18 protein-coding genes are annotated in these 21,488 nt (G+C 63.9%); 10 read left to right on the plus strand and 8 right to left on the minus strand.

Annotated features, from left to right (window positions below; all coding sequences use genetic code 11):
• Positions 1-86: 86 nt before the first annotated feature.
• Together C5F53_RS08465 and C5F53_RS08470 are read left to right on the plus strand one after the other, a co-directional pair.
• On the plus strand, positions 87-656 hold the full coding sequence (locus tag C5F53_RS08465; RefSeq protein ID WP_105260910.1) for a methylamine utilization protein: 570 nt from the start codon (positions 87-89) through the stop codon (positions 654-656).
• On the plus strand, positions 653-3,007 hold the full coding sequence (locus C5F53_RS08470) for a putative bifunctional diguanylate cyclase/phosphodiesterase (protein WP_370446713.1): 2,355 nt from the start codon (positions 653-655) through the stop codon (positions 3,005-3,007). The genes C5F53_RS08465 and C5F53_RS08470 overlap by 4 nt, the downstream gene beginning before the upstream one ends.
• Positions 3,008-3,013: 6 nt before the next feature.
• Here the strand turns inward: C5F53_RS08470 and C5F53_RS08475 are convergent, their stop codons facing one another.
• The gene (locus C5F53_RS08475; protein ID WP_105260911.1) at positions 3,014-3,979 is read right to left on the minus strand and encodes a histone deacetylase; all 966 of its coding nucleotides are present in this window, start codon (positions 3,977-3,979) and stop codon (positions 3,014-3,016) included.
• A gap of 80 nt (positions 3,980-4,059) precedes the next feature.
• Between C5F53_RS08475 and C5F53_RS20325 the strand changes: the two genes are divergently transcribed.
• Positions 4,060-4,221, plus strand: coding sequence for a hypothetical protein (locus C5F53_RS20325; protein WP_201740817.1), 162 nt, complete (start codon positions 4,060-4,062; stop codon positions 4,219-4,221).
• Between the two features lie 128 nt (positions 4,222-4,349).
• Here C5F53_RS20325 and C5F53_RS08480 read toward each other — a convergent pair whose 3' ends face one another.
• From C5F53_RS08480 to C5F53_RS08495, 4 genes are all read right to left on the minus strand, one after another.
• Positions 4,350-4,859, minus strand: coding sequence for a DUF1993 family protein (locus tag C5F53_RS08480; protein ID WP_105260912.1), 510 nt, complete (start codon positions 4,857-4,859; stop codon positions 4,350-4,352).
• A gap of 76 nt (positions 4,860-4,935) precedes the next feature.
• Positions 4,936-6,120: a class I SAM-dependent methyltransferase gene (locus C5F53_RS08485; RefSeq protein WP_105260913.1), complete on the minus strand. Its 1,185-nt coding sequence runs from the start codon at positions 6,118-6,120 to the stop codon at positions 4,936-4,938.
• Between the two features lie 12 nt (positions 6,121-6,132).
• The gene (gorA, locus tag C5F53_RS08490) at positions 6,133-7,497 is read right to left on the minus strand and encodes a glutathione-disulfide reductase (RefSeq protein WP_105260914.1); all 1,365 of its coding nucleotides are present in this window, start codon (positions 7,495-7,497) and stop codon (positions 6,133-6,135) included.
• A 36-nt stretch (positions 7,498-7,533) separates the two neighbouring features.
• Positions 7,534-8,283: an ABC transporter substrate-binding protein gene (locus C5F53_RS08495; protein WP_105260915.1), complete on the minus strand. Its 750-nt coding sequence runs from the start codon at positions 8,281-8,283 to the stop codon at positions 7,534-7,536.
• Positions 8,284-8,371: 88 nt separating this feature from the next.
• Between C5F53_RS08495 and C5F53_RS08500 the strand changes: the two genes are divergently transcribed.
• The 5 genes from C5F53_RS08500 (at position 8,372) to C5F53_RS08520 (ending at position 14,817) form a co-directional block, all read left to right on the plus strand.
• Complete coding sequence (locus tag C5F53_RS08500; RefSeq protein ID WP_105260916.1) at positions 8,372-10,801, plus strand: Tex family protein; 2,430 nt, start codon at positions 8,372-8,374, stop codon at positions 10,799-10,801.
• Between the two features lie 144 nt (positions 10,802-10,945).
• Positions 10,946-11,662 carry a PEP-CTERM sorting domain-containing protein gene (locus tag C5F53_RS08505; RefSeq protein WP_105260917.1) on the plus strand — a complete coding sequence of 239 codons (717 nt, stop codon included), beginning with the start codon at positions 10,946-10,948 and terminating at the stop codon, positions 11,660-11,662.
• Positions 11,663-11,782: 120 nt separating this feature from the next.
• Positions 11,783-12,589 (plus strand): HDOD domain-containing protein, encoded by an 807-nt coding sequence (locus C5F53_RS08510; RefSeq protein ID WP_105260918.1) that lies wholly within the window; start codon positions 11,783-11,785, stop codon positions 12,587-12,589.
• Between the two features lie 72 nt (positions 12,590-12,661).
• On the plus strand, positions 12,662-13,819 hold the full coding sequence (locus tag C5F53_RS08515) for a patatin-like phospholipase family protein (RefSeq protein ID WP_105260919.1): 1,158 nt from the start codon (positions 12,662-12,664) through the stop codon (positions 13,817-13,819).
• Positions 13,816-14,817, plus strand: coding sequence for an alpha/beta hydrolase (locus tag C5F53_RS08520; protein ID WP_105260920.1), 1,002 nt, complete (start codon positions 13,816-13,818; stop codon positions 14,815-14,817). The genes C5F53_RS08515 and C5F53_RS08520 overlap by 4 nt, the downstream gene beginning before the upstream one ends.
• Here the strand turns inward: C5F53_RS08520 and C5F53_RS08525 are convergent.
• Positions 14,814-17,612, minus strand: coding sequence for an EAL domain-containing protein (locus C5F53_RS08525; protein ID WP_105260921.1), 2,799 nt, complete (start codon positions 17,610-17,612; stop codon positions 14,814-14,816). The two genes, C5F53_RS08520 and C5F53_RS08525, sit on opposite strands and share 4 nt — an antisense overlap.
• A gap of 124 nt (positions 17,613-17,736) precedes the next feature.
• Positions 17,737-18,873 carry an iron-containing alcohol dehydrogenase gene (locus tag C5F53_RS08530; protein ID WP_105260985.1) on the minus strand — a complete coding sequence of 379 codons (1,137 nt, stop codon included), beginning with the start codon at positions 18,871-18,873 and terminating at the stop codon, positions 17,737-17,739.
• A gap of 54 nt (positions 18,874-18,927) precedes the next feature.
• On the opposite strand from C5F53_RS08530, the gene C5F53_RS08535 reads away from it, so the two are divergent.
• Together C5F53_RS08535 and C5F53_RS08540 are read left to right on the plus strand one after the other, a co-directional pair.
• Positions 18,928-19,917: an alpha/beta hydrolase gene (locus C5F53_RS08535; RefSeq protein WP_105260922.1), complete on the plus strand. Its 990-nt coding sequence runs from the start codon at positions 18,928-18,930 to the stop codon at positions 19,915-19,917.
• Positions 19,918-19,939: 22 nt separating this feature from the next.
• Positions 19,940-20,809, plus strand: a complete 870-nt coding sequence (locus tag C5F53_RS08540) for a YbgC/FadM family acyl-CoA thioesterase (protein WP_105260986.1) — start codon at positions 19,940-19,942, stop codon at positions 20,807-20,809.
• Here the strand turns inward: C5F53_RS08540 and C5F53_RS08545 are convergent.
• Entirely contained in the window at positions 20,806-21,441 is a 636-nt protein-coding gene (locus C5F53_RS08545; protein ID WP_105260923.1) for a protein phosphatase CheZ, read from the minus strand. The genes C5F53_RS08540 and C5F53_RS08545 overlap by 4 nt on opposite strands.
• Positions 21,442-21,488: the final 47 nt, after the last annotated feature.

Raw genomic sequence — 21,488 nt, forward strand, 5'->3', positions numbered from 1 at the left:
CCCGTTGGGCACAGACGCTTTTTCATCTGGAGTGCCGCATGCGTTGTCACAAAACCTCGCGCAGGCTTGTCGCTGTCGTTGGCGCCATGGGACTGCTACTGCCTGCCTGGAGCGGCACACTGCAGCTGCAAGTGCAGGACAAAAATGGCAAGCCCCTGCCCGAGGCAATTGTGTTTTTGGAGTCCGCCGAGGCCAAGGCTGCGGCCAAGCCACTCAAAGGTGTAGAAGTGGCGCAAGTGGCCCGGCAGTTCAAGCCCGCCGTCACCGTGGTCACCCCCGGCACCTCGGTGCTGTTCCCCAACCAGGACACGGTGCGCCACCACGTCTATTCCTTCTCACCCGCCAAAACCTTTGAGCTCAAGCTCTACGCCGGGGTGCCCGCCAACCCGGTCACCTTCGACAAGGTGGGGGTAGCGGTGCTGGGCTGCAACATCCACGACAACATGGTGGCCTGGGTGCTGGTGGTAGACACGCCGTACTTTGGCCGCACCGATGCCGCTGGCCGCCTCACGCTGGACAACGTGCCCAATGGCAACTACAAGCTGCGCACCTGGCACGCATCGCTGCCCACTGGCGCCCCTGCAGCCGAGCAGGCCCAGGCAGTAGGCGCTGCAGCAGCACCCGTGCTGGTCAAGCTCGCGGGGAGCAGCATTTGAAACCCAGCCTGTTTCGCCTCTACGCCCAATGGGGCATTGGCACCAAGTTCGTCGTTTTTTCGGTCGCCTTGCTGCTGCTGGTGCAGATTGCCGTGTATAGCGTGGTGCGCACCAGCATCAACAGCAATGTGCGCGCCCAGCTGGCCCAGGAGCTGGCGATTGGCGACAAGGTGTGGTGGCGCCTGCTGGACCAAAACGCCCAGAAGCTGCGCCAGGGCGCGGCGGTGCTCGCGGCAGACTTTGGTTTTCGGTCCGCGCTGAGCAGTGGCGACACCGAAACCCTGCGCTCCGCGCTGGAAAACAGCGGTGCGCGTATCGGCGCGCCCATTACCGCGTTGCTGGACACCGCGTTTGCCCTGCAGGCGGCCGGGTTCGAAATGGGCGGACAAGAGGCCATGACGCCCTTGCTGCAGCAGCTGGCCGCCCAGCTCAGCCAAACCGAGCAAGGCTCCCAGTTGCAGCTCATCAATGGCACGCTGTACCAGTTTGTCATGGTGCCGCTGAAGGCGCCGCTGACCATTGGCTGGGTACTCATGGGTTTCCCCATCGAACAGTCCCAGGCCAACGACATGTTTGGCCTCTCGGGCATCCACATTGCACTGGTCAAGCCGCAGGGTGGCCTGGTGTTGACCAGTCTGCCAGCCAAAGAGCAAGGGGCGTTGGCCCAATTGGGGCAGGGGGCCGAGTTGCAAGTCCCTGAAGGCACGTTGGTGGTGCGCCACAGCACCGAGCGCGCCGACGTGAAGGCAGTGGAGACCTACTTATTGCGCTCACTGGACGAGGTGGTGGCCCCCTACCTGCAGGTGCAATTTGCCTTGCTGGGCATTACTGCGCTGGGCCTGGGCCTGTTTGTGGTGGGCAGCGCCGCGCTGGCGCGCCGCATCACCACGCCGCTGCGGTCTCTGGTGGGGGCAGCGGAACAGCTCAGCCGCGGGGAGTACCACCACCAGTTGCCCGCACTGCGCCACAAAGACGAGATTGGCGACCTGGCGCGCGCGTTTGACCACATGCGCACCAGCATCCGCAAGCAGCAGGGCGAGATTTTGCAGCTGGCCTACTGGGACCGCCTGACGGAGTTGCCCAACCGCACCCAGTTCCGTGATCTGCTGCAGCAGTCTATTCGCGCCAGCATTGCGCTGGAAAGCAGCGCACCACCCGTGGCCGTGGTGTTGCTGAACCTGGACCGTTTTAAACACGTGAACGATGTGCTGGGTTATGCCTTTGGCGACGGCCTGCTGGTAGCCGTGGCGCAGCGGCTGAGCGCACTGATCACCGCTGACGTGGGCGTGGTGGCGCGCATGGGCGGGGATGAGTTTGCGGTGTTGATTGAAGGCAGCACGGCCGAAGAGGCGGTGGCCGTGGCCAAAAAGATTGCTGCGTCGTTTGACCAACCGCTGACCCTGGAGGACCAGACGGTGGACTTCAGCGCGGGCATTGGTGTGGCCTCGTGGCCGGCGCACGCGCAAGACGTGGACATGCTGCTGAGCCGGGCCGAGATTGCCATGTACGTGGCCAAACAAAAAACCACTGGCATCCAGGTCTACGACCCGGCGCTGGACTCGTCCAGCACCCAAACCCTGTCGCTGCTGACCGAGCTGCGCCACGCGGTGGACGAAGGCCAGTTGCGCCTGTACCTGCAGCCCAAGCTCAACCTGGCTGACAACACGGTGCTGGCCGCCGAGGCGCTGGTGCGCTGGCAGCACCCCACACGTGGCCTGGTGCCGCCCATGCAGTTCATCCCGTTTGCCGAGCAAACCGGGTTTGTGCGCCAACTCACGCTGTGGATGTTTGAAGAAGTGGCCCGTGCCTTGCCCCAGCTCCAGAGTGACGGCCGGCCGCTGCGCGTGGCTATCAACCTCTCTACGCGCGACCTGCTGGACCAGGATTTTCCGGCCAAGCTGGATGCGATGATGGCCAAGTACAACGCCCCCACCGACGCGTTTTGCCTGGAGATCACCGAGAGCGCCATCATGGACGACCCGCAGCGCGCCGAGGCCACGCTGAACCGCCTGGCCGACCGCGGCTTCAAGCTGTCCATCGACGACTTTGGCACCGGTTACTCGTCACTGGCCTACCTGAAGCGCCTGCCGGTCAATGAGCTGAAGATCGACAAATCGTTTGTGATGGGCATGGAGAACGATGAGAGCGACGCAAAAATCGTGCGTTCCACCATCGACCTGGCGCACAACCTGGGCCTGAGCGTGGTGGCCGAAGGCGTAGAGAACCAGATGATCCTGGACAAGCTGCGCGAGCTGGACTGCGACGAAGCGCAGGGCTACTACATGAGCAAGCCGATTCCGCTGCCCGACTTCATCACTTGGCGCGCCCAGCACCTGGCCAAGATGGTCTGAGAGGTATCAGGCCGCCCGGGCGGCCTGGGCCTGCCGGCGTTGCCATTGTTGCCAGTAACCCAGCGCCACCTGGTAGGTGGTGCGCTGCACCTCCACCGTGTCTTCGATCTTCACGCCGTAGCCCCCCGCCATGGTGAACACCAGCGGAATCCGGCGCTGCCAGCACCAGTCCATCACACGCCGGTCGCGCGCCTCCAGCCCGTCGGCCGTGATTTTGAGGCGGCCCAGGCGGTCGCCCTCGTGCGGGTCGGCCCCGGCCAGGTAAAACACCACGCCGGGCTGGCAATGGCCGTCCAGCGTGATGAGGGCCTGCTCCAGCGCTGCCAGGTAGTCCGCATCGCCGCAGCCATCGGGCAGCGGAACGTCAATGTTGCCGGCCTCTTTGCGAAACGGAAAGTTCTTGTCGCCATGCAGTGACAGCGTGAACACCGAGTCGTCGTTCTGAAAAATATGCGCTGTGCCGTTGCCCTGGTGCACGTCCAGGTCAATCACCGCCACCTGCAGGGCAGGGCGCTGGCGCCCGTCAGGCAGGCGGGTACGGCCCCATTCGGCCTGCAGCACACGGGCCGCCACGGCCACATCGTTAAACACACAAAAGCCGCCGCCCTTGTCGGCATAGGCGTGGTGCGTGCCGCCGGCCAGGTTGGCGGCAATGCCGTCCGCCAGTGCCACGCGGGCGGCGGCCACCGTAGCGCCCACGCTGCGGCGCGCGCGCTCGGCCATGGCCGGGCTCCAGGGAAAACCAATCTCGCGCAGCACAGCGGGCGCAGCCGTGCCTTCCAGAATCGCGTCGATATAGGCCTGCGTGTGCACCAGCGCCAACTCACCGCGCGTAGCGGCAGGTGCCTCGGTCAGCCGCACCTCCGGCAGGTGCTGTGCCAGCTGGTCGCGCAGCATGCGGTACTTGGCCATGGGGAAGCGGTGGCCCTCGGGCAAGGGGAGTACAAACTGGTCGGAATAGAAGGCCTGCATGGCTGGATTGTGGCAAACGCCGGGGGGCTTCAAAAAAGTGAGAAAATACGTGTTTTCACACCAACCAACAGGATAGTTCCATGGGCAACAAAATCGTTACCGAAGCCGACCGCAAAGCCACTCCCGCTCCCAAGCCCGTCCCTGGCTACACCCTGCCCACCGCCGGCCGTGGCCAACGCGTGAGCCTGGAGCGTGGTGTTGCAACCCGCAGCAAAAAGAATCCCGGCAAGCGTCACAGCTAAGCCCAGGCACCCCGCACCGGGTGCCCCCATGCAAAAGGCCCTCAACTGAGGGCCTTTTTGTTTTTATGCATCCAAAGTGGCTGTAGCCCCCGTGGATGCTGCGCGAGTAGCTACTAAACCAATAGCAATTACTTCACGCCCATGTAGTCTTTTTTGCCTACTTCCACGCCGTTGTGGCGCAGCAGTGCATAGGCCGTGGTCACGTGGAAGAAAAACTGGGGCAGGCCGTAGTGGAGCAGGTAGGTGGAGGCGTCAAAACGGCGTTCACGTGGCGTGCCGGCCTGGATGACGATCTCACGGCTGTGGGGCTTGTCGAACAGGCTGGCGTCCAACCCGCTGATGAAGGTCACCACCGTGGCAATGCGGGTTTGCAGCTCGGCAAAGGTCAGCTCGCTGTCGGGCATCACCGGCACGTCCACACCGGCCAGGCGGGCGCAGGCGCCCTTGGCAAAGTCGGTGGCAATCATCACCTGGCGCAACAACGGAAACATGTCGGGGTACAGGCGCGCTTGCAGCAGGGCGTTGGGGTCGATCTTTTTGGCCGTGGCGTGTTCTTCAGCCTTATGCAACACACCGCTCAGGGCTTGCAGCATTTGTTTGAAAACGGGGATGGAGGCGGTGTAGAGGGCGTCGGTCATGGGCAGGGTTCCTTCAAAAGAGGGCGAAGCGTAACAAGCTTGCGGCATCTGTGCCGCAAGAAGGGAATAGGGCAGTTCAGCGCAAAGGTCCCAGGCGCCACAGCGAGGTGACTTCTGCCGCGCGCGCAGCGTGCAGGGCGTCAGTGCCCTCCGTAGCTTTGGGGTGCAGGGGCTTGGCATCGCGCCGGCCCAGCACCTGCAGCCCGGCTGCGGCAAAAGCAGCCAGCAGTTCCTCGCGGCTGCGCAGGCCCAGGTGTTCGGCCAGGTCGGACAGGATGAGCCAGCCCTCGCCACCGGGTGCCAGGTGGGCTGCCAAGCCATTCAAAAAGCCCAGCAGCATCTGGCTGTTTTCGTCGTACACCGCGTATTCAATGGGCGAGCTGGGCCGGGCGGGCAGCCAGGGCGGGTTGCATACCACCAGCGAAGCCTGGCCTTCGGGGAATAGATTGGCCTGCAGCAGCGTCACCTGAGCTGCCACGCCCAGCTGGTCGATATTGGCTCGGGCACAGGCCAGGGCGCGTGGATCTTGGTCGGTAGCGACCAAGCTGGCCACGCCACGGCGTGCCAGCAGGGCTGCCAGCACGCCGGTGCCGGTGCCAATGTCAAAGGCCAGCAGGGCGTTGCCCTTGGGCAGTGGGGTGGTGGCAACCAAATCAATGTATTCACCGCGCACGGGGGAGAACACGCCGTAGTGCGGGTGGATGCGGTTGTGGGGGGCGGCACCCAGGGCGGGAATCTCCACCCCCTTTTTGCGCCATTCGTGCGCGCTGGTCATGCCCAGCAGGTCGCGCAGGCTGGCCACGCAGGCGCCGTCTTCCGCCACCACCGGGCCCCAGGCCTCGGTGCAGGCTTTGCGCGCATCGGGCGCGCGGCGCAGCGGGATGCTGTAGTCGGCGTTGAAGGGCAGCAGCACCATGGCCAACACGCGGGCGCGCTGCGCCTGCGCTTGGCGGTGCAGGTTAAAGCTGTCGGCAGGGGACGCAGGCGGCTTGTGGATGGCCGCACCTTTGGCGGCGCGTTGTTTGCGCTGCGGGGTCTTGTCAATGCGGCGGGCCAAGGCTTGCAGCAACTGGCGGGCGTTCTGAAAATCGCCGCGCCAGAGCAGGGCCGTGCCTTCGCAGGCCAGGTGGTAGGCGTCGTCGGCCGTGGTGGTGTCGTCGGCCAGCACCACGCGTTTGGGCGGTGCGGCACCGCGCTCGGAGCGCCACAGGGCGGAGCAGGCTTGGCCGGCTTCGGTCCAGTGGATATGAGAGAGAGACATGGTCAGGGGTTCTTACAAGTTGTGGCGCACAGCAGGTGTGCGCATGGTGACCAGCTCTTCGGCGGCCGTGGGGTGGACCGCGAGCGTAGCATCCAGCGCGGCCTTGGTGGCCTGCAGCTGCAGGGCAACCCCCACCAGCTGCGCCATCTCGCCCGTGTCGGGCCCCACGGCGTGGAAACCCAGCACGCGGTCGGTGTCGCGGTCTACCAGCAGTTTGAGCAGCATCTTGCCAGTGTGGCCAGAGAGTGTGGCCTTGAGCGGACGGAAGCTTGCGCGGTACACATCCAGCCGCTGGTGGCTTTTGAGCGCCTGTTCTTCGGTCAGCCCCACCACACCGGCCTCGGGTGTGGTGAACACGGCCGTGGGAATCAGCGTGTGGTCCACACGGCGCGGTGTGCCGCCAAACACGGTGTCGGCAAAGGCATGGCCTTCGCGGATGGCCATGGGCGTGAGGTTGACGCGATTGGTCACGTCCCCCACAGCGTAAATGCCGGGTACAGCCGTCTGGCTGAAGTCGTCCACCGGAATGGCACCATGGGCATCCAGCGTGATACCCACGTCCTCTAGCCCCAGGCCCTGGGTGTTGGGCCGACGGCCCAGCGCCCGCAGCACACAGTCCACCGCCACGGTGTCGCCGTTGTCCAGTTGCACCTGAAGGGCCCCATCCGCACGGGCAATGGACTGCACCTCGCGGCCAAAGCGGAACTGCAGGCCGCTGTGCGCCATCTCGGCCGCCAGATGCCGGCGCATCTCGTCGTCAAAGCCGCGCAAGATTTGCTCGCCACGCACCACCACGGTCACCTCGGCGCCCAGCAATTGCAGCACACAGGCCAGCTCCAGCGCGATGTAACCCGCACCTTGCACCACCACACGGCGGGGCAGGGCCTCCAGGTCAAAGAAACCATTGGAGTCAATCGCCAGTTCATGCCCCGGAATGTCCGGCCCCCTCGCCGGCTGTGCGCCGGTTGCTATCAAAATGTGTTTGGCCTGGTAGTGCATACCGTTGGACAGCTGCACGGTGTTGCGGTCCACCAGCGTGGCCCGGCCTTGCAGAATCTGCACGCCGGCATTGCCCAGGTTGCTGCGGTAAATGCCTTCCAGGCGGGCCACCTCGGCATCGCGCCGGGTCTTGAGCGTGGCCCAGTCAAAACGCGGCGCATCCAGCGTCCAGCCAAAACCGGCGGCCTCTTCAAACTCCTGCGCGAAGCGCGATGCGTAGACCATGAGCTTCTTGGGTACACAACCACGGATCACGCAGGTGCCGCCCATGCGGTATTCCTCGGCCAGGGCCACACGGGCGCCATGGTTGGCTGCAATGCGGGCGGCGCGCACACCGCCAGAGCCGCCCCCAATGACGATGAGATCGAACTGCTCCATAAACTCCCTTGTGGATGTGGTGCTGCAGGCGCAGGGTTACAGCTGGCCCGCGTACTTTTTCAGAATGGCGTCGTACACGCCGTTGCTCTGAATGGTTTTGAGGCCCAGGTTAAACCGGTCGCGGATGACCGAATCCTTGAACACCGCCTTGCGCGGGTTGGGCGGAAAGATGGCGTGGATGGTGATGGGCTGGCTCACATCCACTTTGGGGTCCAGCTGGGTGCTGAGGTAACGAAAAATGCGCCGGTCGCCCACCACCACGTCCACACGCTGGGTGTAGAGCAGATTGTTCTGGATGATTTGCTGCGAATACTCTTTGTAGTTGGTGTGGTTGAGCACCAGGGCTTTGAAACGCTCACCCAGAATGACTTCTGCGTTCTGGAACGCCGCCACCGAGTGGTTGGCCAGGTCTTCGATGCGTTTGATCTGGAGGTTGCGCGAGGCCAGCGTGATGGCCACGTTCTGGTAGACGATGTAGGGCTCGGAAAAATAATCGTTGCCGCCTATGCCTTCGTCCACGGTCAGCAGCACATCGAGCTGGCCGGCCCGTTGCATGGCCAGGCCCCGCGCCGGGGGGAACTGCAGCCCGACCATCTTGTACCCCGCGGCGGCCAGCGCCTGCTCGGCAATCTCCACCTCGATGCCTTCCTTGCCGGACTCCAAGACGTAAGGCGGCTTGGTCAGGCCCATGCCCACGCGCAAGTCAATGGCCCACGCGGAGCCATTGGCACCCAGCGCCCACAGGCAGCAACAGGCACTTACAAACAGGGAACGGAGCCAGAGCATGGGCGCAGTTTACGCCCGGCAGGCTGTGGCACACTCCCGCCCTTGATTGATTCCCCGCTGGCCGCACTGGCTCAGCCCATTTTTCGCAATGCAGAAAATCATCGCGCAAATCGCGCAAGAAATTCAGGTTCGCCCGCAACAAGTCGAGTCCGCCGTGGCCCTGCTGGACGAGGGCGCGACCGTGCCCTTTATCGCCCGCTACCGCAAGGAAGTGACCGGCGGGCTGGACGACATCCAGCTGCGCGAGCTGGAAACCCGCCTGTCCTACCTGCGCGAGCTGCGCGACCGCAAAGAAGCCGTGTGCAAAGCGATTGACGAGCAGGGCAAGCTCACGCCCACGCTGATGGCCGCCATCCACAACGCTGCCACGAAGCAGGAAGTGGAAGACATTTACCTGCCGTTCAAGCTCAAGCGCCGCACCAAGGGCCAACTGGCCAAGGAAGCCGGGCTGGAGCCGCTGGCAGATGCGCTGTTTGCCAACCCCACGCTGGTGCCCGCGGATGCGGCGCAGGCCTACATCAAGCCTCCGCTCACGCCTGAGCAGATCGCCGACAAGCAGCCCGATTTTTCCACCGTGTTTGCGGTGCTGGATGGTGTGCGCGATCTGCTGAGTGAACGCTGGGCCGAAGATCCAGTGCTGGTGCAGGACTTGCGCGCCTGGCTGTGGCATGAAGGCCTGCTGCAAAGCAAGCTGGCCGAGGGCAAGGACGAAAACAACGCCGATGTGTCCAAGTTCCGCGATTACTTTGACTACGATGAGCCCATTGGCCGCGTGCCCAGCCACCGTGCGCTGGCCGTGTTCCGCGGGCGTTCGCTGGACATTCTGGACGCCAAACTGGTACTTCCAGAGTCAAATATGCCTCTAGCCCCCGTGGCTACTGCGCTAGCAGCTCCTAAAAAAGTAGCAACGCCAGCGGTCTCTCTGGCCGAAGGCCGCATTGCCCTGAAGCTGGGCTGGAGCCACCAGGGCCGCGCGGCCGACGACCTGATCCGCAAATGCGTGGGTTGGACCTGGAAGGTGAAGCTGAGTCTGTCCACCGAACGCGACCTGTTTGCCAAGCTGCGTGAAGACGCGGAGAAGGTAGCCATCAAGGTGTTCGCCGACAACCTGCGCGACCTGTTGCTGGCGGCGCCCGCGGGCCCGCGTGTCGTGATGGGCCTGGACCCTGGCATCCGGACTGGCGTGAAAGTGGCCGTGGTCGATTCCACCGGCAAACTGGTGGAAACCGCCACCGTGTTCCCGCACGAGCCGCGCAAGGACTGGGAAGGCTCTCTGCACACGCTGGGCAAGCTCTGCGCCAAACACGGCGTGAACCTGATTGCGATTGGCAACGGCACGGCGAGCCGCGAGACCGACAAGCTGGCCGGCGACCTGATCAAGCTGCTGGCCAAGATGGCTGTGCAAGCCGGTGCACCAGAGATCAAGGTGGAGAAGGTTGTGGTGTCCGAAGCTGGCGCCTCGGTGTACTCCGCCAGCGAATTTGCCTCGCAAGAGATGCCCGATGTAGACGTGAGCCTGCGTGGCGCGGCCTCCATCGCACGCCGCCTGCAAGACCCGCTGGCCGAACTCGTGAAGATTGACCCCAAGAGCATTGGCGTGGGCCAGTACCAGCACGATGTGAACCAGAGTGAACTGGCCAAGACGCTGGACACGGTGGTCGAAGATTGCGTGAACTCGGTCGGTGTGGATCTGAACACGGCCAGCGTGCCGCTATTGAGCCGCGTGTCCGGCCTCTCCAGCACCGTGGCCAAGGCCGTGGTGCGCTGGCGTGAGGCCAATGGCGCGTTTGGCAGTCGCCAGGACCTGATGAAGGTGACCGGCCTGGGTGCCAAGACCTTCGAGCAGAGCGCGGGCTTCCTGCGCATCCGCGGTGGGAGCAACCCGCTGGACATGACCGGCGTGCACCCCGAAACCTACCCGGTGGTGGAGCAAATCATTGCCAAGTCCGGCAAGCCGGTGGCCGAGATCATGGGTCGGGCTGACATGCTCAAAACCCTGCGCCCCGAGCTGTTCGCCAACGAGCAGTTTGGCGTGATCACCGTCAAGGACATCTTCACCGAGCTGGAAAAACCCGGCCGTGACCCGCGCCCGGACTTCAAGGTGGCCCGCTTCAACGACGGTGTGGAAGACATTGCCGACCTGAAAGAGGGAATGATTCTGGAAGGCACCGTCAGCAACGTGGCCCAGTTCGGCGCGTTTATCGACCTGGGTGTGCACCAGGACGGTCTGGTCCACGTGAGCCAGCTGGCGCACAAGTTCGTCAACGATGCGCGTGAGGTGGTCAAGACCGGCGACATCGTCAAGGTGCAGGTGGTGGAAGTGGACGTGGCGCGCAAACGTATTGCGTTGACCATGAAAATTGGCGCGGCGCCCGCCCGCGCGCCAGGTGACAGGGCAGGGGACAACCGCTACCAGGGGCCTGCACGGGGCGAACGCCAGCAGGGCAGCTACCGCGACAACAACGCCCCCGCCGGTAATTCGGCCATGGCCAGCGCTTTTGCCAAGCTCAAACGCTAAGCGACCACCGCACATTCAATGCCCAAAGTGTGAACTAGTTCCGCTTTTTGCACCCGCCCTAGTCCACTCGGACCAGGGCGGCCCACCCGGGGCAGGGGACAATAGGGTCTAGTCAGTTCTGGCTACGCTCTCAGGGAATTTTCAATGACATTGCGCACCGCTTCTTCCATTTTTTTGGCCTCCGCTTTGCTGGCCCCCGTGTTGTCGGCCCAAGCGGCATTGACCTCTTCGGTGACCAACACGGCCTACAGCCCCCTCGCAGCGGCCCACACCATTAATTTTGGCAATACCGATGCCCCGGGCCAAAGCGAAAACTCCAACGCGGTGGCTGGCAAGGCAAAGACGGGTGACACCTTGTTGCAAGGTACCCTGGCCGGTGTGGACTACAAGTACGTTGACGGCGCGCTGTTCAACAACACCATCCTGATCCAAAACACCGCAGCCCGCCCCGTGGGCGCCACAGGCAATTACTTTTCGGTGGGTATCGACTCCCACCAAAAGGGCCCCTCCACACTTACTTTCAGCAGCGGGCTGAGCTACTTTGGCTTCTTGTGGGGTTCTCCAGACGCGAGCAACACCGTCACGTTCTGGAACGGCACGACCCAGCTGGCCTCTTACACCGGCACCGCCGTCAAGTCCAACGCCAATGGCGACCAGGCCTATGCCCGTTACTTCGGTGTCACGGCCTCCGGTGGTGATGTCATCACCAAGGTGGTGTTCAGCGCGTCCAGCAATGCGTTTGAGAGCGACAACCACGCCTTCATCAGCGCTGTGCCCGAGCCAGAAACCTACGCCATGCTGCTGGCTGGCCTGGGCCTGATGGGCGTGGTGGCGCGCCGCAAGCGCCAGTTGCGCCGCTAAAACCAGCCCGCGCCCTTTGTAAAACCCCGCTTCTGCGGGGTTTTGTTTTTGTGACTCCGTTGGCCGCGCAGGGATAGATAATCAGCGCATCCCCAAAAGTTGGTTGAGGAGACCGTGGCCATGAAACTCAGTGCATTGCTGGAGCAGCAGTTCGATCTGCCCAGCATCCCCAAAGTGGTGGCACTGCTGCTGAATGAACTGGCCCGCCCCGAAATTGACCTCAAGAAGGTCACCCAACTGATCAGCACCGACCCGGCACTGACCACCCGGCTACTGCAGCTGGCCAATTCCCCTTTTTTTCAGCTCTCGGGCCGCATCAACAGCGTCTCGGAGGCACTGGCGCTGCTCGACCTGAGCCAGGTGCGCACCATGGCCCAGGCCGCGGCCACCGGGGCCTCGCTCAAGGCGGTGCCGGGCATCCAGTTGCAGCAGTTCTGGGACTACAGCCTGAACGTGGCGCGCGTCTCGCGCTCGCTGGCCGGGGTGGTGCGGCTGAACCAGCAGGCTGCCTTTACCTGTGGGTTGATCCACGCCGTGGGGGAGCTGGCCATGCACTTGGCCATGCCCGACATCACCGCCGTGCTGGACGAGGACGTGCACCCGCTGGGCATGAACCGGGCCACGCAGGAGCGCAAGCTGCTGGGTTACTGCTATGCCAGCGTGGGGGCCGGTTATGCCCGTATGTGGCAGTTTCCGCAGCCCATGGTGGATGCACTGGAGCACCAGTACGCCCCGTTTGAAAACCATGTGTATGAGCCACTGGCGGGGGTGATCCACCTGGCGGCCTGGCGCGCCCGTGGCAAGGAGGCGCGGCTGACCCAGCGCGGCTTGGCCGTCACCTTTCCGGGCTCCGTGGGCCTGGCTCTGGGCCTGGACATCGACATGGTGTTGCAACAAGACCCGTTCGACTGGACGGCATATACATGAGCCTCCCAAGGGGGCCCTCGCGCCTTGGGGCGACCCGGCGGCGCGTTGGTTTTCTCTGATTGAATTTTTAGCATGCAGGCACTTCATATTTACGCGGGCCCCAAGGCCCGGGCGGCACTGGCCGCCAACGGGCTACAGCCCGAGCACATTCGCACCATTCCCGGTGCCGCTGGCGGGCCCAAAGGCCTGATCCTGGGCGCGCTGGACCGGTTTATTTTTGGCGACTGGCTCACACGCTCGCAGCAGCCGGTGGACCTGGTGGGCGCGTCCATCGGTGCCTGGCGCATGGCCAGTGCCTGCCTGAACGATCCGGCCGCCGCCTTTGCCAGGCTGGAGCATGACTACATCCACCAGCACTACGAGCTGGCACCTGGGCAAAAGCGCGTGAGTGCCGAGCAGATCAGCGAGACCTTTGGTCACAACCTGCAGGCCTTTTATGGCGGCCGCGTGCCCGAGGTGCTACAGCACCCCCGCTACCGGCTGCACATCGTGACCTCGCGCGGGCGCCACATGCTGCGCACCGAGCACGGTCTGCGCACACCGCTGGGTTACCTGGGGGCGTTTCTAACCAACACCGTGCACCGCAAGGCCATGGGTGCCTGGCTGGAGCGGGTGGTGTTTTCCAGCCCGCACGCCGTGCCCGGAGCCGCCTGTGCGCCCCTGCCTTTTGCCACCGGCGACTACCGCACACGCCAGGTTGCACTGAGCGAGGCCAACTTCAACCCGGCCTTGCAGGCGAGTTGCTCCATTCCCTTTGTGCTCAAGGCCATCCACAACATTCCCGGCGCCCCCCATGGCGCCTACTGGGACGGCGGTATCACCGACTACCACCTGCACCTGAACTATCCCGGCGCCGCAGGCGCTACAAAAACAGGAGCTGCTCGCGCAGACTCCACAAGGGCTGGTGGCACTTTTGACACCAAAGGGCTGGTGCTGTACCCGCACTTTCAGAAGAGTGTGGTGCCGGGTTGGCTGGACAAGGGGCTCAAGTGGCGCCACGGTTCCACCACGTTTCTGGACACCATGGTGCTGCTGGCACCCAACCCTGAGTGGGTGAAAACTTTACCAAACAGCAAACTTCCGGACCGTACAGACTTTACGCATTACGGCAATGATCTGGCAGCACGGGTAAAGGCATGGACTGCCGCCACCCGTGCCAGCCAGCAGATGGTGGACGAGTTCATCGCCTGGCTGCACAAGCCCGACATGAACCTGGTACGCCCTCTATGAAGCCCCATGCTGCAAACGCCTTTGCCATCGCCCTGATCACCACTCTGGTGCTGGGGGGCAGTGCGGTGTCGGCGGGGCCACTGCTGGAGCGCTTGAAGGAGCGGCGGGCCGCCCATGCGGAAGCACGCACCGGCGAACGCGGCCCTGCTGGCAGGGAGCAGCCACTTGAAAACCCGTATGGCGACGACAAGGCGAGCCAGCAGACGGCGAACCGCAAAGTGCTGCGTGACGTGCCCTACGGTAGCGACGCCAAGCAGCGCATGGACATCTACCTGCCGCCCCAGACCGTGGGTGCAGCCCCGGCCCCCGTCATCTTCATGGTGCATGGCGGTGCGTGGCGCACGGGGGACAAGCGCATGGGCCGCGTGGTGGACAACAAGACCGCGCGCTGGCTGCCCAAGGGCATTGTGTTTGTCTCCATCAACAACCGTTTGCTGCCCGATGCCGACCCGCTGGACCAAGTGCACGACGTTGCCCAGGCGCTCGCGTTTGCGCAGGCCCAGGCGGCCAGTTGGGGGGCCGATCCGCAGCAGTTTGTTTTGATGGGACATTCAGCCGGGGCGCACTTGGTGGCGTTGCTGGCGGCGTCGCCCACTCTGGGCAACGAGGCGGGCGCCAAGCCCTGGCTGGGCACCGTAGCGCTGGACAGTGCGGCACTGGATGTAGCGCCCATCATGCAGCGCAAGCACTACAAGCTGTACGACCCGGCGTTTGGCACCGATCCGACCTTCTGGCGGGCTGTGTCGCCCCAGCAGCAGTTGCATGCGGGCGCCAAACCCGTGCTGGCGGTGTGCTCCAGCCGCCGAGAAGAATCGTGTGAGCAGGCGCGCAACTTCGCGGCGCATGCGGGGCAACTGAACGTACGTGCCTCGGTGCTCGCCCAAGACCTGAGCCACGGTGAGATCAACGAGCAACTGGGTGTGCCGGGCAGCTATACCCAGGCAGTGGAGGCCTTTCTGGGCAGTCTCTCGCCGGCGCTTGGCAGTCGGCTTCGCTAAGCCAGCGCCCCAAAACCAGCGTAGGTAGCCGCCCAACCGGCCATCGCCTGCGCTGGCATGGGTTTGGCAATGCCATAACCCTGACCCAGCTCGCACCCCAGTGCCAACAACTTGCTGGCCTGCGCCGGGGTTTCCACCCCTTCGGCAATCACGGAACGTTCAAATGCCTTGGCCAAGGCCACGATGGCGCTGACCAGGGTGCTGTCCTCGGGGTCATCCAGAATGCCGTCCACAAACATGCGGTCGATCTTGATGGTTTCTGCTGGCAGGCGCTTGAGGTAGGAGAGGGAGGAGAAGCCGGTGCCAAAGTCGTCCAGCGCAAAACACACGCCCAGCGCCTGACAACCCTGCATGACCTCGCGCATGTGCTGGATGTCCTGCAGCACGGCGGACTCCAGAATCTCCAGCTCAAGCAAATGCGCCGGAGCACCGGGGTACTGCGCCAACACAGCCCGCAGGCGGTCCACAAAATCCTTGCGGTGGAAATGGCGGGCTGCGATGTTGACGCTGACCACCCAGCGCTGCCCCTGCCGCACCCAGGTCTGCAGCTGTGCCAGCGCCTGGTGCAACACCCATTCGCCCGTATCCACAATCAGGTCGGTGTGCTCCATAAGCGGCAAAAAGGTGCCGGGGCCCAGCAGGCCCTGCTCAGGGTGTTGCCAGCGCAGCAGGGCCTCTACCCCGACCACCGCCCCGGTACGCAGGTGGACCTTGGGCTGGTAGTGCAGGCGAAACTCGTCTTGCTGCAGGGCCTGACCCAGCCGGGCCAAACGGGTGTAGTTGGTTTGCACCTCCTGGTCTTGTTGGGCATCGAACAGGTGCAGGCCACTGCGCCCGGCCTGTTTGGCGTGGACCATGGCCTGGTCAGCATGGCGCAGCAAGGTGTCGGGGCTCGCGTTGTCCAGGGGAAACACAGCGACACCGGCGCTGGCGGTGCAGTGGACCAGCAAGTCATCAATTGCATAGGGCTGGGCCAGGCGCTGGAGCAAGGCCTGCACCTCGGCCTCGATGTGTTCCACATCCGGTAGCCCGCGCAGCAAGACCACGAACTCGTCTCCGCCCAGGCGGGCTGCATCGCCCAGGTCGGACACACCGCCTTGCAGGCGTTGCGCCACCTCTTTGAGCAGGCGGTCGCCCACCCCATCGCCGTGGCGGTCGTTGATGGCCTGGAAATGGTCCAGATCGAGCAGGCAAATACCCAGCAGTTGCTGGGCCTCGCGCGCCTGGAACACGGCGTGGGTCAGCCGCTCAGCCAGGGCGGCGCGGTTGTTCAGGCCGGTCAGGGCGTCGTGGCGGGCCTGCCAGGAAATCTTTTGCTGCAGCTCCCGGGTTTCGGTCACATCGCGGAACACCAGCACACATCCCATGGCCGGGCCTTGGGCCTGGCGGATGGGCGCGGCGGTGAACTCGATGGCATACCGCTCACCTGAGCGGTGCAGCAAGAGCTGGTGCAGCGCATGCACGGGTGCGTTCACCTGGTGCAACTGGGCGACCTGCAGGTCCTGCGGCAATGGCTGGGACGCCGGATCGCGCTGAAACACCGCCGCCAGCGGTTGGCCCAAGGCCTGCGGTGCCGTGTAGCCGGTCAAGAACTGGGCGGCTTCGTTGAGGGTTTCTATGCGGCCCTGTGCGTCGGTGGTAATCACCCCATCGGCAATGGAGGACAGCGTGATCACCGCGCGCTCTTTTTCGGCCAACAGGGCTTCCTGGGCGAGCTTGCGTTCGGTGATGTCCACCAGCGCACCAATGGTGCCGCCCTGGCTGCCATCGGTCAGGGTGAATGGGGCCTTGAAATAGGCCATCTCGCGCACCTCGTGTTCGCCCACCTTGACCAGAATTTCATTTTCCTGCCGCGGCAGAGCGCGCCGTTTACGTGCGCCACGCTCGTGCGGCAGTGCCACAAAGTCGCTGCGCAGCGGGGCACCCACCACGGCACTGGCGGAAATGCGGAAGAAGTCTTCCCAGGCCTTGTTGACCCCCAGGCAGGTGCCGTCATGGCCCCGCACAAACACCGGTAAGGGCAGGGCATTGATGAACTGGTGGGTGAAGTGGCGCTGCTCGCTGTGCTCGGAGCGGGTGGTCTGCAAGGACCCCACCAGGGTCTGGATTTGGCTCGCCATGGCGTTGAAGGCCTGGGCCACCGCGCGCATTTCCAGTGTGCCTTTTTCGACCATACGTGTGTTCAAGGCACCTGTGCGAAAGTCCTCTGTGGCCTGGTTCAGGCGTCCCAGCATGCGGGCATTGGCACGCAGCAGCAGGGTTAGCAACAGCAGAATCGTGCCAATGTTCAGGGCCGAAATGCGGAGCTGGGCGCCCACCGTGCGCCAGGCCTGTTCCAGTGACGACGTGCCACTGAGCACTGCCAACAAAGTGGCCCTTGAGCCATCGGGCAGGTCGGCATGGAAATCGTGGCGCAGGGGTTGCAGTGCGGCCAGGGCCTCAAACCACTCGGGTACATCGGCTTGCCGTGGCCGATGTTTGCTGGCCTGCAGGGTATGGCCATTCACAGACCAGGCCAAGTCTTGCAGTTCGGGGTGGAACTGCAAGGCAGTGTCCAGCGCCCTTTGCATTTCGGCCTGGGTGCTGTACATGCTGGCCTGCAATAGCGTTGCCGGCAGGTAGTGTCCGATCAGCGCGATTTGGGCTTGTCGGTGTTCGTAGGCTTCCTGCAATTCGGCGCGAAACAGAAGGTGGTAACGCACCGCACTGACCACCACGATGATGAGCAAAATTGGCAGGAACAGGCGTGGATAAGTGCCTTGGCTCAGCCAGGTTCGAAGGGAAAATTCGCGCATTCTTTTTGTGACTCGCCCTGTGGCGCCCATAGGCCCCGTAAGAAATCGGTTTCAAACCCCGAGGGGCGTTTATATACCGATTGGGTGAGGTAGGTCACGCATTTGTGCGCCGCGGCACCCCTTCTCAGAGGGACGCGTACAACAGGGCGCGGTACTCCTCTGCCGTAGCAATGCGCGGGTTGGTTTTGTGGCAATGGTCGGCCAGGGCACCGGTGATGATCTGGTCAAACTGCTCGGTCGACACGCCCATGGCGGCCAGGCCCGTGGGCAGGCCCAGGCGGGCATTCATGTCCTGAATGGCCTCGCCAATATCACTCGCCGAACCCAGGCCCATGGCGTGGGCCATGCGCTGCAAGCGCTTGTCTTTTTGTACCGATTCGGCCTCCGCGTTGAACGCCACCACCGCTGGCAAAAACATGGCATTGAGTGTGCCGTGGTGCAGGCGCGGGTCCACGCCGCCCAGGCTGTGGCTGAGCGAATGCACACAACCCAGCCCTTTCTGGAAGGCCATAGCGCCCTGCATGCTGGCGCTCATGAGGTGGGTGCGGGCCTCCACGTCGCTGCCGTTGAGCGTGGCCTGGGCAATGTGGGCCCAGGCGCGTTCCAGCCCGTCCAGCGCAATGCCATCGGCCGGCGGGTTGAAAGAGGGCGCCATGAAGGTTTCCATGCAGTGCGCAATCGCGTCCATGCCGGTGGCGGCGGTCAGCTTGGGTGGCAAGCCCCGCGTCAGCTCGGGGTCGCAGATGGCGGTTTTGGGCACCAAGTGCCAGCTGTGGAAGCCCAGCTTGCGGTGGTCGTCCACGATGAGGATGGCGCCGCGCGCCACCTCGCTGCCCGTGCCGCTGGTGGTAGGCACGGCGATGATGGGCGCCACGCGCTCGGTGATGCGCGCCGAGCCGCCTTCAATGGTGGCGTAGTGGGTCAGCGGGCCTTCGTGGGTGGCGGCGATGGCCACGCCCTTGGCGCAGTCGATGGCGGAACCACCGCCCACGGCAATCAGTCCGTCGCAGCCCTGGGCTTTGTACATCGCGGCGGCGGCGCGCACCGCGGCTTCGGTGGGGTTGGAGGGGGTCTGGTCAAACACGGCCACGGTCAGGCCGGGCAGGGCGTCCAACGCCTTTTGCAGAATGCCGGCAGCCTTCACGCCCGGGTCGGTCACGATCAGCGGGCGGGTGATGCCCACACGTTCGCATTCTTGTTTGAGCAGGCGCACTGCGCCGCATTCAAACTGGATCTGGGTCACGTAGTAGATGAAGGCCATGGTGCTTGACGTGTAGGATTGAAAAAAGCCAATGTACCAAGAAGCCATCCCAAAATGAGTCACCACCATGACCGCCGCGGCAATCCGCGCAGCCTGCTGACCCCCGCCATGCGCGGCGTGCTGGACCGCATTGCCCGTGCGGGCCACGCGCCCATGCACATGCTGAGCGCCCAGCAAGCCCGCACCGCCTACGCAGCAGGATCTGACGTGCTGGAGCTGCCCACCCAGAAACTGCACCGCGTGGAGGACTACACGGTGACCGCGCGCGACGGGTACGCCATCCCCGTGCACCATTACGCCCCCAGCGGCACCGGACACCCGGTGTTGGTGTACTTCCACGGCGGTGGTTTCACCGTGGGCAGCGTGGCCACCCACGACGGCCTGTGCCGCCGGCTGGCCCACCTGACGGGCTGTGCGGTGCTGTCGGTGGATTACCGACTGGCACCAGAACACAAGTTTCCTACGGCCCATGACGATGCTTGGGACGTGGTGCAGTGGGTGGCCGAAGAGGGCAAGACGCAGGGCTTGGACACCAGCCGCCTCGCGCTGGGCGGCGACAGTGCCGGGGGCACTCTGGCGGCAGCCTGCGCGGTCGAGGCACGCAACGCGGGCATTCCACTGGCCCTGCAGCTGCTGTTTTACCCAGGGTGTGCAGGCCATCAAAACACCGTGTCCCACAGCACCTTTGCCAGCGGTTTTTTGCTCGAAGAGCGCCAGATCACCTTCTTTTTTGAGCATTACCTCCGCAGCGCGGCCGACCGTGACGACTGGCGTTTTGCACCGCTGGACGGCAAGGGCCCGGATGGGGTAGAGGTCGACCTGGCCGGCGTCGCGCCCGCCTGGGTAGGCCTCGCAGAATGCGACCCGCTGGTGGATGAGGGGGTGGCCTACGCGGACCGCTTGCGCCTGGCCGGCGTACCCGTAGATCTGGAGATTTACCGCGGCGTGGTGCACGAATTTATCAAGATGGGCCGTGCCATTCCCGAAGCTGCCACCGCCCATGCCGATGCGGCGCGTGCGCTGCGCCACGCGTTTAACCTATGAATCGTTTTTTCCAGACAGCACCATGACCTTCCAACGCACCGACTTTCGCTTTTTCCACCGCCTACGCGTGCGCTGGGCTGAGGTGGACATGCAGCACATCGTCTTCAACGCCCACTACCTGATGTATGTGGACACCGCCATGGGGGACTACTGGCGCGCACTGGCCTTGCCCTATCAGGAGAGCATGGTGCTGCTGGGGGGCGACATGTACGTCAAGAAGGCCACGCTGGAGTACCACGCCTCGGCCCGTTACGACGACACGCTGCACATCGGCCTGCGTTGTGCCCGGGTCGGCAATTCGTCCATGGTGTTTGAGGCGGGCATCTTCCGGGGCGACAGCCTGCTGGTATCGGGCGAATTGCTGTATGTGTTTGCTGACCCCACCAGCCAGACCTCGCGCCCAGTCCCCACGGCCTTGCGCAAGGTATTTGCCCAGCTTGAAGCCCGCCAGCCCATCACCCAGACGGTGGTGGGCAACTGGAGCGATTGGGGATCTCAGATTTCTCCGCTGCGCCGCGCCGTGTTTGTCGATGAGCAGGCGATCTCTGAAAAACTGGTGTGGGACGAGGCCGATGCCAGCGCCGTACACGCCGTGGTGCAAAACAGCCTGGGCCAAGTGGTGGCCAGTGGCCGCATGCTGAGCCATGCACCGGGTGTTGCGCGTATTGGCCGTATGGCCACCCATCAGATGCTGCGGGGCGGTGGCTTGGGCCTGCAGGTGCTGCGGGCTCTGGTGCAGGCGGCCCGCCAGCGCGGTGATACCGAGGTGATGCTGCACGCCCAGTGCAGTGCGGAGAACTTTTACCTGCGCGAGGGTTTTGTGCGCCGCGGAGAGGAGTTTTTCGAGGTGGGCATTGCCCACCAGGAAATGGCGCTCGCGCTCAGCGCCTAAAAGCCCAAAGACGCCAGCAGATCGTCCACATCGTCCTGCTTGAGGGCGCTGTCAGCCGTTTGCGGGCCTTCCAGCACATGGTTGTCCACGGTGACGGGTTCCGCATGTTCTGGTTTGGCCACCGCTGCTGGGGCCGATGGAGAGCTGTCGATGAGCAACTGCACCAGTTGCATCTCGGTGCGGGTGATGATGTCGATGACTTTTTTGATCACCTGGCCCGACAAATCCTGGAAGTCCTGCGCCATCATGATGTCGCTCAGCACCGCCCCTTGACCATCGGCAAATTTGGCGGTGCTCTGGGCAAACTTGCCGCAAACCACCATCAGGCCACGCGCTTTTTCCACACTCATGTCGGGGGCGGCGGCCAAGCGGTTGAGCGATTCACCCAGCGCCACACCACGGGTGGCCAGGTCATCACACTCGGGTTTGGCGGCCTCTACCAAAGTGAGCACCTTGTTGGCGGCGTCTTCCGTCATCTTGCCCACATAGGCCAAACGGTCGCGGGCGTTCGGGATTTCCTCCACGATGGAGTGCAACTGGTTGCCACCGATTACCGCCAATGCCTCATGCATTTCCCGGGTAATGGCGCCCAGCCGGGCAAATGCATCTTCCTTGCTAAGCGGCGTCGACATATACAGACAATCCCTTCCCGACTCGTTGGTATGGCGTGTTTATTATG

This window comes from Rhodoferax sp. TS-BS-61-7 (assembly GCF_002943465.1).
Taxonomy (GTDB): domain Bacteria; phylum Pseudomonadota; class Gammaproteobacteria; order Burkholderiales; family Burkholderiaceae_C; genus Allorhodoferax.

Excerpts from the sequence above, each read along its gene's own strand:
- C5F53_RS08465 (WP_105260910.1), top strand. The coding sequence starts at position 87 with ATGGGACTGCTACTGCCTGCCTGGAGCGGCACACTGCAGCTGCAAGTG.
- C5F53_RS08475 (WP_105260911.1), bottom strand. The coding sequence starts at position 3,979 with ATGCAGGCCTTCTATTCCGACCAGTTTGTACTCCCCTTGCCCGAGGGC.
- C5F53_RS20325 (WP_201740817.1), top strand. The coding sequence starts at position 4,060 with ATGGGCAACAAAATCGTTACCGAAGCCGACCGCAAAGCCACTCCCGCT.
- C5F53_RS08480 (WP_105260912.1), bottom strand. The coding sequence starts at position 4,859 with ATGACCGACGCCCTCTACACCGCCTCCATCCCCGTTTTCAAACAAATG.
- C5F53_RS08485 (WP_105260913.1), bottom strand. The coding sequence starts at position 6,120 with ATGTCTCTCTCTCATATCCACTGGACCGAAGCCGGCCAAGCCTGCTCC.
- gorA (WP_105260914.1), bottom strand. The coding sequence starts at position 7,497 with ATGGAGCAGTTCGATCTCATCGTCATTGGGGGCGGCTCTGGCGGTGTG.
- C5F53_RS08495 (WP_105260915.1), bottom strand. The coding sequence starts at position 8,283 with ATGCTCTGGCTCCGTTCCCTGTTTGTAAGTGCCTGTTGCTGCCTGTGG.
- C5F53_RS08500 (WP_105260916.1), top strand. The coding sequence starts at position 8,372 with ATGCAGAAAATCATCGCGCAAATCGCGCAAGAAATTCAGGTTCGCCCG.
- C5F53_RS08505 (WP_105260917.1), top strand. The coding sequence starts at position 10,946 with ATGACATTGCGCACCGCTTCTTCCATTTTTTTGGCCTCCGCTTTGCTG.
- C5F53_RS08510 (WP_105260918.1), top strand. The coding sequence starts at position 11,783 with ATGAAACTCAGTGCATTGCTGGAGCAGCAGTTCGATCTGCCCAGCATC.
- C5F53_RS08515 (WP_105260919.1), top strand. The coding sequence starts at position 12,662 with ATGCAGGCACTTCATATTTACGCGGGCCCCAAGGCCCGGGCGGCACTG.
- C5F53_RS08520 (WP_105260920.1), top strand. The coding sequence starts at position 13,816 with ATGAAGCCCCATGCTGCAAACGCCTTTGCCATCGCCCTGATCACCACT.
- C5F53_RS08525 (WP_105260921.1), bottom strand. The coding sequence starts at position 17,612 with ATGCGCGAATTTTCCCTTCGAACCTGGCTGAGCCAAGGCACTTATCCA.
- C5F53_RS08530 (WP_105260985.1), bottom strand. The coding sequence starts at position 18,873 with ATGGCCTTCATCTACTACGTGACCCAGATCCAGTTTGAATGCGGCGCA.
- C5F53_RS08535 (WP_105260922.1), top strand. The coding sequence starts at position 18,928 with ATGAGTCACCACCATGACCGCCGCGGCAATCCGCGCAGCCTGCTGACC.
- C5F53_RS08540 (WP_105260986.1), top strand. The coding sequence starts at position 19,940 with ATGACCTTCCAACGCACCGACTTTCGCTTTTTCCACCGCCTACGCGTG.
- C5F53_RS08545 (WP_105260923.1), bottom strand. The coding sequence starts at position 21,441 with ATGTCGACGCCGCTTAGCAAGGAAGATGCATTTGCCCGGCTGGGCGCC.